Consider the following 15,524-nt stretch of genomic DNA (forward strand, 5'->3'; position numbering starts at 1 on the left):
TACGTAGAACTCACGTTATTTTATGATATTTTTCTTCCGTACACGCCTCAAATACAACCCTATCGCTAAGTACATCAGTGTGGGGATAAGCCCAAAAAGAGGCGATACTAACAGCGTTTTATCGGGCGAAATCACGACAAATCCTTCTGAAATAAGAGGATTGAAAACGTCTTTCATCGTGTGCAACAAAACTACCAATAAGAGCGAACGCGAGAGGAAGAAAATCTCGGTGTACATTATCGTCCAAACAGCAATCACTGCCAAGCTCACTAAAACAAATAACCCTTTGCTATAAGGGAAAAAAGTTGCTTGGTAAGCATCGTCCAAGAAAACGAGGTTGTAGGGCAGGTGCCATATTTGCGCCACCACTGCCACCACCAAATAAACCACCCATTCGTTTTCAGTGAGCTGCTCCATTTTTACCGTGAGATACCCCCTAAACGCCGACTCTTCAAAGATATTTTTGATAAAACTGGGTAAAAAAGCTACCATAAGTACAGGCAAACAGGCACCAACACTAAACTTGCTCATATCTACCCAACCTAATAGCTTGCCAATCAATAGCGTTGTGCCAACCACTATGGGGTAGACAGCAATGGCAAAGAGATACCAACGCGTATTTTGCTTGAAACGAGGTTTTAGAGGGAAATCTCTCCACCCATCGCCCCCAAAAAGGCGAAGCAAAATCATACATAGCATCGGAGTCGCAATAAAAATCCCTGAGCCTAACGACTCTAAGTTAGAAGGTTCGCCAAGCAATTGGTTTACCCCAATGCCTGCCCATCCACATCCGATGGCTACCAAGCTAAATAAGAGGACATTCCGAAGTTTTTTTTGTTTGTTTTCATAAGATTCAATCATTTTAAAATCTCTAAAATTTTCTCTTCGTTGTAAACTAACATATCTACAGCTACTAACGAAGCGATACCGTGAACTAACATCCAAGCTTTGGCGATAGCATTTTTTATTTCTTGTTCTGATAACTGTTGGTATTCCTCGCTACTTTTCATAATTTCAATTACCTTTTTGCTTTCGGGGAAAATATCATTCAGCTTTGCATTGGTGATATTATCCATATAAAAGGCTTTAAATAAGGCAGGTTCCGTATGCGCCGTACGCACATACCCCAGTCCCAAATCTAAAAGCATATCGCCCGTTTTTGAGTAGTTGAGTATCAAGTTTTGAAGATATACGAGCGCCTTTTTGCAGATTTCGGCTTTAAGGTCGTCCATATTTTTATAGCACCAATAAATAGGTTGGGTAGAACAACCTATTTGTTTGGCGATATTTCGGGCAGAAAGCACTCCAAAACCTTCTTTTCGCACCATTTCAAAAGCAGTTGCTACAATCACTTCTTGGGTTATCGTTGTCAGTTTTGCCATATTCTCTAATCAATTGTTTGTATAACACCTGTTATATTGTAGTGCAAAGATAGTATATTTTTTTAAACCTACAAGTTTTGTTGAGAAAAAGTAATAAAAAAATCCCCGTAGGTACGTGCCGCACCTACGGGGATTTGCTAATTTTCTAATCTGCTAATTGTTCGTTACTTCTAATTTTACTTCTACGTTGCCGCGGGTAGCGTTGGAATACGGACATACTTGGTGAGCTTTGGCTACAAGGGCTTCGGCTTCTTGTTGTGATACGCCAGGCACGTTCACTTGTAGGGTTACGGCTAAACCAAAACCACCATTGTCATTCTTCCCTATAGATACGTGGGCTGTTACAGTCGTTTCGCCTATAGGGGCTTTAGCTTGTTTGGCTACTAAGTTCAGCGCGCTGTCAAAACAAGCAGCATAACCTGCAGCGAATAGCTGTTCGGGGTTAGTGTAATCGTCATTGGCGCCGCCTAAGGCTTTAGGGGTGCGCACTTCAAGGCTTAATACGCCATTATCGGAAACTACTTTTCCGTTACGGCCACCATTGGCGGTGGCAACTGCTGTGTACATTGGTGTCATTGTCTTCTTTTATTTGTGATTTAATAATTTATTTGCAAGGGTTCTAAGGGTATCCAGCTCCTCATCGGTAAGGGCGGTTTCGGCGCGCAACTGGGTAGGGATAGCTTTAGCTTTACGCTTGAGCTTCTTGCCCGCCTCGGTGAGACTTACCAGCACCACACGCTCATCGTCTTTGCTGCGGGTGCGGGTGATGAGCTCTTTGGCTTCCATACGCTTGAGCAGGGGCGTGAGCGTACCGCTGTCCAAATACAGTTTTTCGCCTATGGTGTTCACCGTAAGGTTATCGGTTTCCCACAGCACCATCAACACTAAGTACTGCGGATAGGTAAGGTCTAAAGGTGTGAGGTACTTAGCGTACTGCTGGGTAATCTCACGCGAGGCAGCATATAGCGGGAAGCATACTTGGGCTTCTAATTTCAAAAGATCGTTTGCCATTGTTGTTGTATTTCGGGTGCAAAGGTACAACTTTATTTTAAACTAACAAATTTTGCACAATATAATTTCGCATTAGGTTTTAGGTGTTAGGAATGAGGAGGTTGTATAATAAAAAAATCCCCGTAGTGCGAATGCACTACAGGGATTTTGTTATCTCTTATCTCTTACCTAATCTAAAACCACACTTCAAACTGCTCATCGGGTTGGTCGATGTGAACGACTTCGCCTATTTTGGGGGTAATGACATTGAGGCTGTCCTCTTTGGCGTATGCCTGCACGTTGCGCATAGGCTCATACCAAGGGTGTTGTGCCAAAACAAACTTGCTGTTGTGCCCTGTGAAATAGCGTTTGGCACCTATCTCGTTCAGGGCTTTGCGGAGGTCTTCGGGTAGGAAGTGAATGTATTTCCAATTCTCGTTGTACTGTCCGTTTTCCATCAAAGCTAAATCGATGTGAGGGAAGCGTTTGCCTATTTCAGCGATGTGCTTGCCATACCCCCCATCGCCGCCTATGTAGACGGTATAGGTACCTGTTTCCACCATAAACGACCCCCAAAGGCTTTTGGCGCGACGCAAGCCACGACCTGAGAAGTGGCGAGTAGGCAGGCAGGTGAATTTGAGACTATCCACTGTAGTTTCGTCTTGCCAATCGAGTTCGGTAATCTTAGCAGGGTCAAAGCCCCAATACTCCAAATGAGCTCCTGCGCCCAGCGGACAAACCACGTGTTGCACACGGTCTTTTAGTTCTTTCATCACGGTATAATCAAGGTGATCCCAATGGTCGTGGGTGAGCACAAGTATATCAATAACAGCAGGCATATCGGCTGAGGAATAGTTGTAAGTCGCCTTAAAAGGTTTTACCATAAACCAAAAAGGCGAACCTGAGTAAAAAACAGGGTCTACTAATATCTTTTTCTGGTTGAGATTGAGCAGATAAGAAGAATGCCCAAACCATACCATACTGTTGTCGGGCAGGGTACTGAGGTCGGTTTGTACGGCGGGCAACACCTCAGCAGGCGATAGATCTTTTACATCGGGGAAAAAGTATTCGTACAGTGTTTGCCAAAATGAGTTGCGGGAGGTGAGTTGTGGAGTGTGCTCTAAGTTTTGGAATTGCCCATCGCGGTAGTTAGGTGATTGCTCAATGCGTGCCAAGCGTTCGCCCGAAGGGATAGCCCCAAAGTTAGGCAGATTGAGCACAATAGCAGCCCCAATGCCTATTATAGCAACGAGAATAAGGATAGTGTAAAGCATACGCTTGAGGATTTTTTTAAGTTTAAGCATTCTTTTAAATTTGTAAATTTGCTAATTAGCAAATTGGATTGGGGGGGCAAAGGTAGTGATTAAGTGCGAGCCGCACAAGCAGTTAATAAAAATCCCATAAATGCGGCTTTCATTATGGGGAGTTTTTGCTTTTCAACACTATTGTGTTATCTTCTCGCGGTGAATGTTGCCCCAGTGCTCAAGGGCTTGGGTTACTGCTGATAAACTGCGAGCGTGTTCGGTAGTATGATAGGTGGTTACAGAGGTATTGTCGTCGTAAACACGCTCTACAAGTAAGTTGATTTCTAACACTTTTAGTTCTTCAGTAAGTACTTTAGCTGAGAGCTTGGGGATAGCGTTTAAAATATCTTTAAACCTATAGTTGCCATCGGCTATTGCCATTAAGATAGGGATGCGCCATTTCCCTCCGATAATATCTAAGGCATCGCGCACTTGCAAAAGAGATAGGTTACACCTGGCAGTTGAAGTCATTAGGTATTGTTTTTTTCGGTGCAAAGATACGCAAAAATACTTACATTGAGGTAACTTGCTAATTTTCTGCTGAAAAAGGTTTTATCTTTGCGCCCTAATTTAAACGTAAAAAACAATGAAAGTAGTTATATTTGGTGCCACAGGAGGCATCGGCAAATGGGCAGTAAAGCACGCCTTAGCAAAGGGTTATGAAGTAACAGCCTACGTGCGTAACCCGCAGAAAATACAAGAAAAACACGAACGCTTAGAAGTGGTAAAAGGTGAAATTTTAGACGAAGCTGCTATGACTACTGCGCTTAAAGGCGTTGATGCAGTGATATGGTGCGTAGGCATTAGTATGAAAGATAGCCTTGTAGGCGATGAAGAGCTAAGAGGACACGAAATCTTGCTCCGTGCGATGCGTGCCAATGGGATAAAACGCCTTGTAGATTGGGCTACGCCAAGTGTTAAAACCCAAGAAGACAAAAGGTCGGTTGCTACAGTGTTGCCTGCTTTTATGGCAGGAATACTCTTTCCTAAAGGCAAAAAGCAATTGATAGCCATTGGCAAACTCATACAAGAATCCCATACCGATTGGACGATAGTTCGGTTCCTTGCTCCTAAAAACTCACCCTACAAAGGAAAGGTAAAAGTAACTTTTGGCGAGCGTTCTATAAGGTTTGCTATTTCACGTGAAGACATTGCAGCTTTTATGGTGGCACAAGTAGAGAACAAAAAATACATCCACCGAATGCCGATTATAGGGAGTTAGTTAATTTGCCAATTGGCAAATTAGCCAATTAGCAAATTATTTAGTGTTTCTTTATAAAGGCGGTTACTTCTTTGGCAGTGGTAGCTTCTGCACCTCTAAAACCGTGATCTACTTTAGGTAGCAAAATCAGCTGACTGTTTTTGTACCCTTGGTGGTAACGCTCGCCATAAGTGTAAGGCACTACCACATCGTAAGTGCCGTGAATCACGAGGGCAGCACCTTTGTACTGGCGTGCCGTTTCGTAAATAGGGAGGGTTTGTGCCGTAGCTACATAGTCGCGCCCCATACGATAACCTTGGATGAGATCTACATACTCAGGGATATTGTGCGGGTCGTAAATAGCCCCTTGGGTATTGCCGCGCAAAGCATCGTCGCGTAATACCGCAGCGGGAGCACAGAGCACCAAACTTTTAATCGTTTTCTTCAGTTCGCCCGCAACCATTGAGGCTACTACCCCTCCTTGCGAGTGCCCTACAAGACTAATACCGCTTACCCAAGGCAGTTGCTGGGCGTAGGCGATAACCTTTTTAGCATCTTCAATTTCGTTCAGTACCGTCATATCTTCAAACCTACCCTCACTTTCACCGCAACCATTGAAGTCAAAGCGGATACTGGCGATACCTGCCTGTTGCAGTTCATCGGCAATAGCGCGCAATAGGGAGCGTTCTCTATCTGCCTTAAAGCCGTGACAGATGATGACCATTCGCACCTTTTTGCCTTTTTCTATTTTAGGCATTTGCAAGGTAGCAGCCAGTTTGCCTTTACTCCCCTCAAGGGTAAGGTTCTCAGTAGTTTGTGCGTTGGCAGTGTACATAAGTGTCATACAAGCGATTACTAAAGTGATAATGTTTTTTTGCATAATAAAACTAATAAGATTTTTAAGTTTCTCGGGGCAAAGGTAGTGATAATTTGTCAATCAACCAATTTGCTAATTTGCTGATTTATTTCTACCTTTGCCACCGAGTTTAATTTTTAAAAGAACAAAAATATGAAAATTGTAGTCATAGGAGCCACAGGCTTGGTAGGTGACGCTACCGTAAAAGAATTGTCAAGCAGAGGACACGAAGTGATTGCCGTAGCCCGCAATGTTGAAAAAGTGTTTTCAGCCCCTAACGTAAAAGCAGTAGCGACTGATGTGCATTCACCCGCTTTTGCCGAAACGCTTAAAGGTTGTGATGCGGTTGTTTCAGCTTTCAATGCAGGGTGGACGAACCCTAACCTTGCTGAAGATTTCACCAAAGGTTACCAGGCAATCCTCAAAGCGAGTAAGGAGGCGCAAGTGCCTTATCTATTGGTAGTAGGCGGTGCAGGTAGCCTATACATAGCCCCAGGAGTGCAGTTGGTAGACACTCCTGAATTTCCTAAAGAGGTGTACCCTGGTGCCAATGCAGCGCGTGTATTGCTCAATGAACTCAAACCGCGTCGTGATGTAAACTGGGCGTTCTTCTCGCCTGCTGCGATGTTTGCCGTAGCGCCTTTAACTTTTGAAAAGACTGGTAAATATCGCATAGGCAAAGACGATGTGCTTACCAACGCCGATGGTAGTCCTGCTAATATTTCAGTACCCGATTTAGCGATAGTATTAGCTGATGTTACTGAGCAAAAAGCACACCTATTTGAACGCTTTACCGCCGCAGAATAGTGCGAGCCGCACAAGCAAATAAAAAACTCCCCGTAGGAGCGGCACACTCCTACGGGGAGTTTGCTGTGTTTAATTATTTACTACTTCAGAAGGCGTTTTACCAAAGGTTTCTTTGAAAATACGCGAGAAATGTGAGAAGTTTACAAAGCCTGCGTCTAAATACACATCAGAAGGTTTTGCCTTTTGTGAAGAAAGGAGATAGTAAGCCAATTCTAATCGTTTTTTTACTAACCATTTATTAGGCGTTTCACCAAAAATCTCTTGAAAATCACGCTTAAAGGTAGAGAGACTTCTGCCCGTAAGTTGAGCGAATTTCTCTAAGGGAATATTATGTGCATAATAGCGGTTCATATAGGCTTCAAGGTCTATTTTATAAGTATCCTCAAAGTTGAACAAAAGATTTTGCAGAGGAATGTCTCGGATAAGCAGCTCAATAAGCTCAAAGGTTTTGAGTTTCTCCAATCGCTCATTGAGTGCCTTTTCATCTTCAAAATAAGGAGTCATCGACTGAAAATAGCCTTTTAAAAAAGGATTGCGTTGCAGTACAAAATTTGGTTTTCCCGTATAAATACCTTGTCGCTGTAAGTTGTTTTCTTTGCTGTAAGAAAAGAGCATTTCCTTAGGCAAAAACACCGTAACCGACATAAAAGGCTGGTTGTTATCGGGGTGCTTTTGTACTTTTAGCAGTTGATTTTTAGCAATAAAGGCAATTTCACCGGTACGAAAATCGGTAGTTTCAACGCCGTCGTGTATGGTCATCATTCCGTTGAGTACATAGCAAATGGCGTGGTCTTCCACAAAACTGTCATAGTTCTTTTCGGGACTACCAGTGCAAGAGAAAAGAATTTTACTGCGAGTTCTATCGGTAAGCATTAGTTACTTTTTAAGGTTTCGTAATAGTGTAGGGCTCTTTCTTTGGAGAAGTAATCAATCACTGCAAAACCACTGCCTAAGATAATGAGAGCCATAGCAACAGCTTGCCAATGGATATTTTTTACGAAATACAATAGTCCTACCGCTATAAGGAAGCAAACCAAACTAATGGTTACCGACATAGGGTAGAGGTACATAAAGCCTTCTACGCGCTTGATTTCGGCTTGCTGAAAAGCTTTGGGGTTTTCTTGGTATTGTTCTTGGGCTACTACTATACGTTTGGAGTTGCCAATATATCCTGAAGCACCTATCACTCCAAATAGCAAACCTAAAGCTACTAAGGGAATAAGGAGAGCTTTAGCCCCTTGAGTAGTGCCTAAATAATAAAATAATAAGGCGATAACGATAAGGACAACGCCTGTGCCGAAGATAAATTTGCTTTCAAAAAGCTCGCCATTGTACCAGTTTAATGTGTTTTGTATCATTTTTTAATTGTTTTTAAAGTGCAAAGATACAACAGACTGCCGATTATTTTGGCAATCTGTTGTTTTATTTAAGATTATTTAGCTTGGAAACCGCCGTCAATGCTGAGGATATGACCTGTTACAAATGAAGCTTCATCAGAAAGGAGCCAAGCGATACCGCCAGCTATTTCTTCAGGTAGCCCCATACGGTTCATAGGGTGCATACGATTGAGTTCTTCAGGGTCAATATTTTCGTCTTCACCTGAAATTTGCTTAGCGATAATCTCGGTACGCGTAGCACCTGGGGCTACCCCATTGATGCGAATACCTTCAGTAGCGTGGTCGAGAGCGCACGATTTGGTAAGTCCTACAACGGCGTGCTTAGTAGAAGCGTAGGTATTGGCGTAAGGAATGCCGTTAAGTCCTGCAATAGAACAAAGGTTCACAATCGCTCCACCCCCTTGTTGTTGCATTTGGGCGATTTCGTACTTCATACAGTAATACACCCCTAAGATGTTGATGTCTACCATCTCCTTGTACAAATCGGTATTTGATTGAGGGAGCTGTGCAGTTTCTAAAGGAACAGCCGCGTTGTTCACAGCATAATCTAATGAACCGAACTCGCTAACGATGTCGGCGATAAGTTGTTTTACAGCTTGTTCGTCTCTCACATCGTTCTGTACGAATTTAATTTTGGCACCATTGGTAGCGATAGGAGCCAATTCGGCAGCAGCTTTTTCGCCTACTTCTTTACGTCTGCCTGTAATCACCACGTTGATACCTTTTTGTAATAACCTGATAGCGGTTTGTTTTCCGATGCCAGTAGCACCGCCTGTAATAAGAGCTGTTTTACTCATTTTCTTTATATTTAAATTTCTGGGTGCAAAATTACGCCGATTTGGGTCAGCTTGTTTTTCTGTAAGGTTCAAATAATTGTTCTGACGAAAAAGCAATAAAAATCCCCGTAGGTATGGCTCTCACTACGGGGATTTTGTTTTAGTTTTATGCTTGATGTTGCAGACTCCTAAACTCATTAGGGCTTACGCCTGCTTTTTGTTTGAAGAGACGTGAGAAATACTGAGGGTACTCAAACCCCAAATCAAAAGCTAACTCGCTTACCGTCCTATTGGTAGTGGTGAGCAGGTGTTTGGCTTCGTTGATGAGATGATGATGGATGTAGTCTTGCGCACTCATTCCTGTCTCTTTTTTCAGCAGGTCGCTGAGGTAATTGGGCGATAGGCATACCTCAGCAGCGAGGTATTTTACGGTAGGCAAGCCTTTACTTGATAGTTCTGGTGTAGCAAAATAAGTGCTGAGCAGCTCTTCCACCTTGCTAACGGTATCGCTATTGGTTACCTTGCGGGTAATAAACTGACGGTCGTAATAGCGGTTGCAGTAGTTCAACAGTAGCTCTATGTTACTCACTATAAGCCGCTGACTGTGTTTGTCGATATTCTCGGAAAGCTCGCCTGTAATCTGGGCTACTATGCTGTTAAGTCGGTTTTTCTCTTTGTCTGAGAGATGGAGCGCTTCATTTATCTCGTAGTCAAAGAAAGTGTATTCGCGCATAGTGCGACTCAAGGGGGTACCTTTGAGCAGGTCTGGGTGGAAGAAGAGTCCCCAGCCCGATACTTCTTCAGCTAATGAAATGTTGGCTTCGCCAGAACTCACTACTTGGTTAGGGGCAATACATACCAGGTTACCACTGTCAAAATCACACGACTGCTGCCCGTATTTCATTCGGTTAGTGCAGTGGTTTTTGAAAAGCAAGGCGTAAAAACCAAAGGTAAATTCCAAATGCTGAGGGAAAGGTTCTTGGTATTTAGAGAAATCAATTACCGCTACCAAAGGGTGCTGCATAGAGTCTTTGGGCAACCACTGGTAAATTTGACTGATACGGTCTAAATGAATGATATTGTTCATATTAATTCAACGCTTGTAAAATATGCTGGTAATAGCTCTCGGCGCGGTGTTGTGAGAAATAATCAACCACTAAGCCCACTAAGCCGAAATAGGTAAGCCCTATGCCCACCCCTTGCCACATATAGCTTTTGCTAAACCAAAAGATGAGTAAGGTAATGATAAAGCAAGCGGTAGCCACTGCTTTTGAAATTACATACTGATATTGGAAGCCTTCTACGCGTGCTTTTTCGCTTTCGGCAAAAGCAGTAGGGCTCTCTTGGTATTGTGCCTCGAAAGTAGTGCGATATTTACCGTTGGAAGTGATAAGGGTAGTACCCACAGCTGCGTAAATAGCCCCTATGACGAGTAAGGGCAACAAAAGAGCTTTGGCAGTAGGGGTATTGCCGAATTTCCAAAAAGCTACCCCCAAGAGGGCTGTAATAATAGCAAAGGCAAGGACGAGCTTTCCTTCAAAAAGCTCGCCTTTAAGCCAGTTTTGTGTGTATTCAAATAGATTCATATTATTTCATTTGAGACATTACAATTTTATCGAATAGTTCATCGCCTAAGTAAGTGCGCATCCACACCATAGGTTTGGCGAATTTACCCACACGGTAACGGGTTTTGGGTTTGTTGCTGCGGATGATTTTTGACACTGCTTCAGCAATAACTTCGGGGGAAGACGAGCCTCCTGCTTCTGCTGATTTTTTAGTACCCTCTACAATCTTGTCCATTATAGGGCGATAGGCTGAATCTTGTTTGATTTTGCCGAATTGCTCTAATAGCACACTGCCAAACTCAGTAGCGATAAAGCCAGGTTCAAGTACTACTACGTTGATACCAAAAGGTTTGAGTTCCAAACGCAAACAGTCGGACAGTCCCTCAACAGCGTGCTTGCTGGCGTGGTACCAAGCCCCCATCGGGAAGTACATTTTACCGCCCATTGACGAGGTGTTGATGATGAGTCCCGATTGCTTTTCGCGCATATAAGGTACTACTTTTTGCGTCATCAAGGCAAGACCGAACACGTTCACTTCCATTTGTTTGCGTGCTTCCTCTAAAGGCACATCTTCTACTGAACCGTAGAGCCCAAAGCCAGCGTTGTTCCACAACACATCTATTTTGCCTTCTTTGTTGATGATTGTCTGTACTGCTTGGCTCACCTCTTCTTCGTTAGCAATATCCATTTTGATAGGATGTCCGCCCAAGGCCTTGAGGTCGTCCATTTGTTCTACGCGACGAGCAAGGGTATAAACGGTATGCCCTTCGCCAATAAGTTTTTTAGCTGTTTCTTTGCCCATTCCAGAGCTTGCTCCTGTAATTACAATTACTTTTTTCATATTTGATTTATTTTTAGTGTTTAGTTATTATTCTAAAAGCTATAATCTGTGGCCTGATGCCTATGACCTAAAACCTAACATCTGATTTCGGGGGCAAAAGTACGGCGGTTTTGTAAAACAGAAGAATACAAATTACAGAAATTTGTATACAAATCATAGATAGCCTGTTTTAAGAGTAAAAAAATCCCTGTGATGTGAATAGCATCTACAGGGATTTTGTTATTGTACAGTTTGTAGCCTATTGATTAAGGTAATTCAAGACCTTTGTCGAACTTCATTCCTTTACCTATGGTGTAGAACTGACCGCCTGCTACATAGTGCAGGGTGCGCAATTCATCGGGAACTTCGTCGAACTCATAATGCCCTTTGCGGAAGATACGGTCGTCGCTCCACGCTGCTACTACTTGCCCCATTACAAGGTCGTATTTCTCGCGTACTTCGGGTTCATCGATGAGTTTGCAAATCACCCAAGCGGCACAGCCTTCTACCAAGGGCACATCATAACCTTCTTGATAGAACAAAGGCACGTTGTCAATCTTATCGGGGTGGTCGTTCTTGCTGATAGTGCCTACTTTTAGCACCAACTCCGCTTGCTGGGCTACGGGTACTTGTACCGCAAAATAACCATTTTTCTCAATCAGCTTGCGGGTGAAGTTCTCGTAGCTTATAATCAGCATTAGTCGGTCGTACTCTAAGGGAGTAACCCACGCTACCGACATTACATTTGCTACGCCATCGTGTTTAGCCGAAACCATAGTAGTGGGACCTACATTGAAAAGGCGATGGACTTTTTGTGTTTCAACAGCTTGTATACTCATAATTTTTAATTTTTCAGTTCAAAAGAGCCTTCTAAGAGTTGGCTTACGCGTTTGCCGTTATCATCGTAAGTAAGAAAAGCAGTAACGGTACCTTTTTCAGTATCCACCACCTGACTTACGGTAGTGCCGTCGTTCTCTACCCAACTGAGAAAGTACTGTGTTGGGTTGATTGATTTGAGGGTAAGAGCGTTCGTCTGTTCGGCTACTTGCCCTTTGTCGTCAGTAGTTTTCCAGTGAATTTGAGTGTCGCTGAGGTACTGTACTTCTGCCGTAAGGGCGGGGTATTTTAGGAGTGCCTGCTTGCCTACGAGCTGTACTTGGGGCGACACGAGCTGCAAGCTCGCGCCAGCGTCAGGGTGGGCATTAGGTGTTAGGTTTTAGGTGTTAGTTGGGGCAAAGATAGTAAAATAATAACAAAATATTATTACCTTTGCAACTGTTTTAATTAGTAAAGTAATGAATCAACGTTTGTTATTATATAGCTTTTTCTTGTTCTCGTGCCTTAATATATTAGCACAAGAGCGCGATAGCACTTATGTAAAAGCCTATGAACAGCCTGTATGGGTTAGGGTTTTTACCGACACCAAAGCCCTAATGCTCAGCCAAGATGATATAACCTATTCGCCTAATAATTCTTACAGTTTAGGGGTAGGATTAGGGCTTAGCAAAGTATTAGGCTTCAACATTCAGTATGCCCAAAATTTATTTCACCTCAAAGATAAAGTAAACCTCAAAACAAGCATCACCGACTTCCAATTGCACACCCACGGCAATCGCTTTCTCATCGACCTTTACTATCAGAAATACACAGGTTTTTACACTGAAAAAAAAGAAAAACAATACACTCTTTTCCCTAATCTCTCAACCCAACAGATAGGCATAGAGGGCACTTATGTGTGGAATACTAAAAAATTCTCAGCAAAAGCTGCTTTTGAACAGAGCGAACGCCAACTCAAATCAGCAGGAAGCTGGCTTTCAGGTAGCGGACTTTATTGGCATCGCATACTCCAAGAAGGTGTAGCCGATAAAGATTTTGAAAACCTACAATGGGGGGTGAATGTTGGTTATGCTTACTCGTGGGTGCCTGCTGAGCATTGGCTACTTACAGGGGCTTTGATGATGGGACTTAACTTTGGCAATCAAACAAAGGATTTACAGAAGTTGAAATTCAAAGTATATCCTTCTATCAATACACGTTTTTCATTTACCTATTTAAAGAAAGATTGGGCTGTGAGTGTGCTATCAATTTTTAATACCAAGACAGTGTATTTGAACAATAAAGCAGCCCCTATTCGCATCATAACACCTGATATACAATTGTCGTTCGTTAAGCATTTTCACCTGAAAAAGGAGCACTTTCTGTATAAGTTACCATCGCTAAAGTAATTAGTCGGTTTGTTATCAATGCTTCTTTATAAAGGCCGTTACTTCTTTCAATGATGATGTTCTTTTTTATTGGTATTTATTTTTAAGTTTATCGGGAGCAAAGGTAGTGAATAATTACGAATGACGAGTGACAAATGACGAAAAATCCCCGTAGTGCGAACCGCATTACGGGGATTTGTTGTTTTATAACCTTACTTTTTTGTAGCAATATCAAAGATACGGCAGTAGTTTTCGCCTCCTATCTTGGCAATGTCTTTATCGGAGAAACCTACTTTTAGCAGTGCATCTACTACGGTGTAGTAAAAGCCTGCTGTCTCTCCTTCCCAAAGCGCATTAGTAGTCTTTCCTTTTTTAAGACGTTTGTCGTTTTTAGGGAAATCTCCTTTGCCTTTTTCTCCTTCTTTAGGAAGTTCAGGCAAGAGTCTTACTTCATTAGGCGAATTGTACTCAGGAGTGAGCTTGCTATCGGTGCCAATAGCAATATGGTCAGTCCCTACTATATTGGCTAAGGTTTTGATGTTTTCGGCGTAAGCAAGAGGGCTCTCGGCTAAGTTTGCCCACACGCCTATGACGCCTCCTTTTTGAGCTATTTTCTTAGCTTGCTCATCGCTCATAAGGCGAGGCATCATCATCTTGTTCAGCATTTCGTTACTGCTCAGGCTCTTGTTGGAGCTGGTGTGCGAAAAGATGATAGGCTTGGTAGCTACCTCCAATGCCATATCTACCGTTTTATTAGCAGCGTGCGCAAGGTCTACCAATATGCCAAGGCGTTCGCACTCTTTAATCACTTCTGCTCCAAAGGTAGTCAAACCTCCCCATTGAGGTGGATTGGTAAACACATCGCCTAAGGGCACGGAAGCATCATTGTCGTGCAAGAGGGTAAGGTGGCGCAGTCCGCGCTCGTAGGCTACTTGCAGGCGTTCTATCTTTCCCTCTAAGAAATGAGCCCCTTCTACCGACTGTATAACGGTGGGCTTTTTCTGCTTGTGGGCTTTTTTAATATCGGCAAGGGTTAGGGCACGGGTCATACCATTTGTCTTTAGGATGTTGTCCATCACTTCCAAACCGTTCAGGAATCTTTGGTAAGCCTGTCCTTCTTCGGTAAGTTTTACGTAATCAACGGCAAAAGTCATACCGATAGCTGTAAGTCCTGACTTCTGTAGCTCGGCAGCTAAGGGTACGTTATAGCCAGCCATTTCTTGGGCCAACATAGGCACATCAACGTGATTATGGGTGTCAATACCTATGGTGCGGGCTACGAGGCGCGCTGTTTTAGGGTCTACTTTTTCAGGCAAAGCCCAAGCAATATGAGGTAGCAATGTAGCAGCCACCCCTGCCCCTAAGAGTGTTTTGGCGAACTCACGCCTTGAATAAGTTTTGTTCATTGCTATAATATGTTTTTAAGTTTCTGAGGGCAAAGATAGTGATAATTTGGTAATTTTCTCATTTGAAAATAAAAAATCCCCGTAGTGAGTGCTTCACCACAGGGATTTGCTAATTTGCTAATTGTTTTGCTTCGTCTAAAGTTATGGTTTTGCCAAGAGCACCAAACTCGTGAAGGTCGCCGAATACTTCAATGCGAATAGACTGATTGAGTCCGCCTACGCGTACAGGTTCAAAACCACAATCTTTGATGAGCTGTTCTACAGCAGGGTTGATACTTTGCTCGTCGGTAGCGTAGAAGAGTACTTTGCGGGGGGTAGCAAAGGCCTCGTTGCGCAAAGAAGCTTCGCCTAAAGTACCTAAGGTTTTGGCTAAATAAGCACCTTCGGGCAGTTTGCTGGCGTTGATTTCGCCTGCTGAAGCCTCAGGGGCAATGATTTTCTTAAAGCCACCATTCTCATTGGGAGCGATAGGGTTGGATACATCTACGATGATTTTACCTTTGAGGTCGGCAGCGTATTGCGCCATAAACTCTGCTATTGTTGCAAACCAAACAGCAGGGATAATGATGTCGGCTTCTTTCACGGCAGCATCAATAGTGGCTACCTCAGCATTTTGCCACGCTTTAGCGGTTTCAGTTGTTTTAGCGAGGTCGCACCCCGCAACGATGAAAGGACGACCGCCTTTGTTAAGATTTTCGGCTACTGCCTTACCAATGTTTCCTAAGCCAATAACGGCAATTTTCTGTGTGTTTTTCATTTTTAATGTCCTTTAAAATTCTGGTGCAAAGGTACGACAAACGGCAGGGGCATTGCCAT

At 43.2% G+C, this 15,524-nt stretch carries 19 protein-coding genes and 1 pseudogene; 3 read left to right on the forward strand and 17 right to left on the reverse strand.

From position 1 onward, the window contains the following. Positions 1 to 15: 15 nt before the first annotated feature. The 6 genes and pseudogenes from RCZ04_RS02845 to RCZ04_RS02870 form a co-directional block, all read right to left on the reverse strand. Positions 16 to 848 (reverse strand): annotated as a pseudogene (locus tag RCZ04_RS02845) (CPBP family glutamic-type intramembrane protease). A 9-nt stretch (positions 849 to 857) separates the two neighbouring features. Further along, positions 858 to 1,382 carry a TetR/AcrR family transcriptional regulator gene (locus RCZ04_RS02850; protein WP_460484451.1) on the reverse strand — a complete coding sequence of 175 codons (525 nt, stop codon included), beginning with the start codon at positions 1,380 to 1,382 and terminating at the stop codon, positions 858 to 860. A 153-nt stretch (positions 1,383 to 1,535) separates the two neighbouring features. Further along, on the reverse strand, positions 1,536 to 1,958 hold the full coding sequence (locus RCZ04_RS02855) for an organic hydroperoxide resistance protein (RefSeq protein WP_460484452.1): 423 nt from the start codon (positions 1,956 to 1,958) through the stop codon (positions 1,536 to 1,538). Positions 1,959 to 1,967: 9 nt separating this feature from the next. Then, complete coding sequence (locus RCZ04_RS02860) at positions 1,968 to 2,393, reverse strand: MarR family winged helix-turn-helix transcriptional regulator (RefSeq protein WP_460484453.1); 426 nt, start codon at positions 2,391 to 2,393, stop codon at positions 1,968 to 1,970. Positions 2,394 to 2,566: 173 nt separating this feature from the next. Then, entirely contained in the window at positions 2,567 to 3,676 is a 1,110-nt protein-coding gene (locus tag RCZ04_RS02865; protein ID WP_460484454.1) for an MBL fold metallo-hydrolase, read from the reverse strand. A 138-nt stretch (positions 3,677 to 3,814) separates the two neighbouring features. Beyond that, the gene (locus tag RCZ04_RS02870; RefSeq protein WP_460484455.1) at positions 3,815 to 4,147 is read right to left on the reverse strand and encodes a winged helix-turn-helix transcriptional regulator; all 333 of its coding nucleotides are present in this window, start codon (positions 4,145 to 4,147) and stop codon (positions 3,815 to 3,817) included. A gap of 115 nt (positions 4,148 to 4,262) precedes the next feature. Here RCZ04_RS02870 and RCZ04_RS02875 point away from each other — a divergent pair, with 115 nt between their 5' ends. After that, a complete protein-coding gene (locus tag RCZ04_RS02875) occupies positions 4,263 to 4,898 on the forward strand; it encodes an NAD(P)-dependent oxidoreductase (RefSeq protein ID WP_460484456.1) in 636 nt (211 codons plus the stop codon). A 40-nt stretch (positions 4,899 to 4,938) separates the two neighbouring features. Here RCZ04_RS02875 and RCZ04_RS02880 read toward each other — a convergent pair whose 3' ends face one another. Next, positions 4,939 to 5,757 carry an alpha/beta hydrolase family protein gene (locus RCZ04_RS02880; protein WP_460484457.1) on the reverse strand — a complete coding sequence of 273 codons (819 nt, stop codon included), beginning with the start codon at positions 5,755 to 5,757 and terminating at the stop codon, positions 4,939 to 4,941. Between the two features lie 129 nt (positions 5,758 to 5,886). On the opposite strand from RCZ04_RS02880, the gene RCZ04_RS02885 reads away from it, so the two are divergent. Then, positions 5,887 to 6,540, forward strand: coding sequence for an NAD(P)-dependent oxidoreductase (locus tag RCZ04_RS02885; RefSeq protein ID WP_460484458.1), 654 nt, complete (start codon positions 5,887 to 5,889; stop codon positions 6,538 to 6,540). 69 nt (positions 6,541 to 6,609) lie between these two features. On the opposite strand, the gene RCZ04_RS02890 is transcribed toward RCZ04_RS02885, so the two are convergent. The 8 genes from RCZ04_RS02890 to RCZ04_RS02925 all read right to left on the reverse strand — a co-directional run bounded on the left by RCZ04_RS02890 (position 6,610) and on the right by RCZ04_RS02925 (position 12,266). Then, positions 6,610 to 7,413: a helix-turn-helix domain-containing protein gene (locus tag RCZ04_RS02890; protein WP_460484459.1), complete on the reverse strand. Its 804-nt coding sequence runs from the start codon at positions 7,411 to 7,413 to the stop codon at positions 6,610 to 6,612. Beyond that, on the reverse strand, positions 7,413 to 7,898 hold the full coding sequence (locus tag RCZ04_RS02895) for a hypothetical protein (protein WP_460484460.1): 486 nt from the start codon (positions 7,896 to 7,898) through the stop codon (positions 7,413 to 7,415). The genes RCZ04_RS02890 and RCZ04_RS02895 overlap by 1 nt, the downstream gene beginning before the upstream one ends. Before the next feature lie 74 nt (positions 7,899 to 7,972). Beyond that, positions 7,973 to 8,734, reverse strand: coding sequence for an SDR family NAD(P)-dependent oxidoreductase (locus RCZ04_RS02900; RefSeq protein ID WP_460484461.1), 762 nt, complete (start codon positions 8,732 to 8,734; stop codon positions 7,973 to 7,975). Positions 8,735 to 8,879: 145 nt separating this feature from the next. After that, positions 8,880 to 9,800, reverse strand: a complete 921-nt coding sequence (locus tag RCZ04_RS02905) for a helix-turn-helix domain-containing protein (RefSeq protein WP_460484462.1) — start codon at positions 9,798 to 9,800, stop codon at positions 8,880 to 8,882. A 1-nt stretch (position 9,801) separates the two neighbouring features. Further along, positions 9,802 to 10,299: a hypothetical protein gene (locus RCZ04_RS02910; protein WP_460484463.1), complete on the reverse strand. Its 498-nt coding sequence runs from the start codon at positions 10,297 to 10,299 to the stop codon at positions 9,802 to 9,804. Position 10,300: 1 nt separating this feature from the next. Further along, positions 10,301 to 11,119: an oxidoreductase gene (locus RCZ04_RS02915; RefSeq protein WP_460484464.1), complete on the reverse strand. Its 819-nt coding sequence runs from the start codon at positions 11,117 to 11,119 to the stop codon at positions 10,301 to 10,303. Between the two features lie 245 nt (positions 11,120 to 11,364). Continuing rightward, positions 11,365 to 11,937, reverse strand: a complete 573-nt coding sequence (locus RCZ04_RS02920) for a flavin reductase family protein (RefSeq protein ID WP_460484465.1) — start codon at positions 11,935 to 11,937, stop codon at positions 11,365 to 11,367. A 5-nt stretch (positions 11,938 to 11,942) separates the two neighbouring features. Then, complete coding sequence (locus RCZ04_RS02925) at positions 11,943 to 12,266, reverse strand: MoaF-related domain-containing protein (protein WP_460484466.1); 324 nt, start codon at positions 12,264 to 12,266, stop codon at positions 11,943 to 11,945. A gap of 127 nt (positions 12,267 to 12,393) precedes the next feature. On the opposite strand from RCZ04_RS02925, the gene RCZ04_RS02930 reads away from it, so the two are divergent. Further along, positions 12,394 to 13,323 (forward strand): DUF4421 family protein, encoded by a 930-nt coding sequence (locus tag RCZ04_RS02930; RefSeq protein ID WP_460484467.1) that lies wholly within the window; start codon positions 12,394 to 12,396, stop codon positions 13,321 to 13,323. 191 nt (positions 13,324 to 13,514) lie between these two features. Here RCZ04_RS02930 and RCZ04_RS02935 read toward each other — a convergent pair whose 3' ends face one another. Next, positions 13,515 to 14,708 (reverse strand): dipeptidase, encoded by a 1,194-nt coding sequence (locus RCZ04_RS02935; protein ID WP_460484468.1) that lies wholly within the window; start codon positions 14,706 to 14,708, stop codon positions 13,515 to 13,517. Positions 14,709 to 14,817: 109 nt separating this feature from the next. Further along, positions 14,818 to 15,465, reverse strand: a complete 648-nt coding sequence (locus RCZ04_RS02940) for an NADPH-dependent F420 reductase (protein ID WP_460484469.1) — start codon at positions 15,463 to 15,465, stop codon at positions 14,818 to 14,820. Between the last annotated feature and the right edge of the window lie 59 nt (positions 15,466 to 15,524).

It is taken from the genome of Capnocytophaga sp. HP1101 (assembly GCF_054772415.1).

Coding starts and splice junctions, on each gene's coding strand:
- RCZ04_RS02935 (WP_460484468.1), bottom strand. CDS start 14,708: ATGAACAAAACTTATTCAAGGCGTGAGTTCGCCAAAACACTCTTAGGG.
- RCZ04_RS02865 (WP_460484454.1), bottom strand. CDS start 3,676: ATGCTTAAACTTAAAAAAATCCTCAAGCGTATGCTTTACACTATCCTT.
- RCZ04_RS02860 (WP_460484453.1), bottom strand. CDS start 2,393: ATGGCAAACGATCTTTTGAAATTAGAAGCCCAAGTATGCTTCCCGCTA.
- RCZ04_RS02880 (WP_460484457.1), bottom strand. CDS start 5,757: ATGCAAAAAAACATTATCACTTTAGTAATCGCTTGTATGACACTTATG.
- RCZ04_RS02940 (WP_460484469.1), bottom strand. CDS start 15,465: ATGAAAAACACACAGAAAATTGCCGTTATTGGCTTAGGAAACATTGGT.
- RCZ04_RS02930 (WP_460484467.1), top strand. CDS start 12,394: ATGAATCAACGTTTGTTATTATATAGCTTTTTCTTGTTCTCGTGCCTT.
- RCZ04_RS02885 (WP_460484458.1), top strand. CDS start 5,887: ATGAAAATTGTAGTCATAGGAGCCACAGGCTTGGTAGGTGACGCTACC.
- RCZ04_RS02895 (WP_460484460.1), bottom strand. CDS start 7,898: ATGATACAAAACACATTAAACTGGTACAATGGCGAGCTTTTTGAAAGC.
- RCZ04_RS02855 (WP_460484452.1), bottom strand. CDS start 1,958: ATGACACCAATGTACACAGCAGTTGCCACCGCCAATGGTGGCCGTAAC.
- RCZ04_RS02870 (WP_460484455.1), bottom strand. CDS start 4,147: ATGACTTCAACTGCCAGGTGTAACCTATCTCTTTTGCAAGTGCGCGAT.
- RCZ04_RS02875 (WP_460484456.1), top strand. CDS start 4,263: ATGAAAGTAGTTATATTTGGTGCCACAGGAGGCATCGGCAAATGGGCA.
- RCZ04_RS02850 (WP_460484451.1), bottom strand. CDS start 1,382: ATGGCAAAACTGACAACGATAACCCAAGAAGTGATTGTAGCAACTGCT.
- RCZ04_RS02910 (WP_460484463.1), bottom strand. CDS start 10,299: ATGAATCTATTTGAATACACACAAAACTGGCTTAAAGGCGAGCTTTTT.
- RCZ04_RS02915 (WP_460484464.1), bottom strand. CDS start 11,119: ATGAAAAAAGTAATTGTAATTACAGGAGCAAGCTCTGGAATGGGCAAA.
- RCZ04_RS02900 (WP_460484461.1), bottom strand. CDS start 8,734: ATGAGTAAAACAGCTCTTATTACAGGCGGTGCTACTGGCATCGGAAAA.
- RCZ04_RS02920 (WP_460484465.1), bottom strand. CDS start 11,937: ATGAGTATACAAGCTGTTGAAACACAAAAAGTCCATCGCCTTTTCAAT.
- RCZ04_RS02905 (WP_460484462.1), bottom strand. CDS start 9,800: ATGAACAATATCATTCATTTAGACCGTATCAGTCAAATTTACCAGTGG.
- RCZ04_RS02890 (WP_460484459.1), bottom strand. CDS start 7,413: ATGCTTACCGATAGAACTCGCAGTAAAATTCTTTTCTCTTGCACTGGT.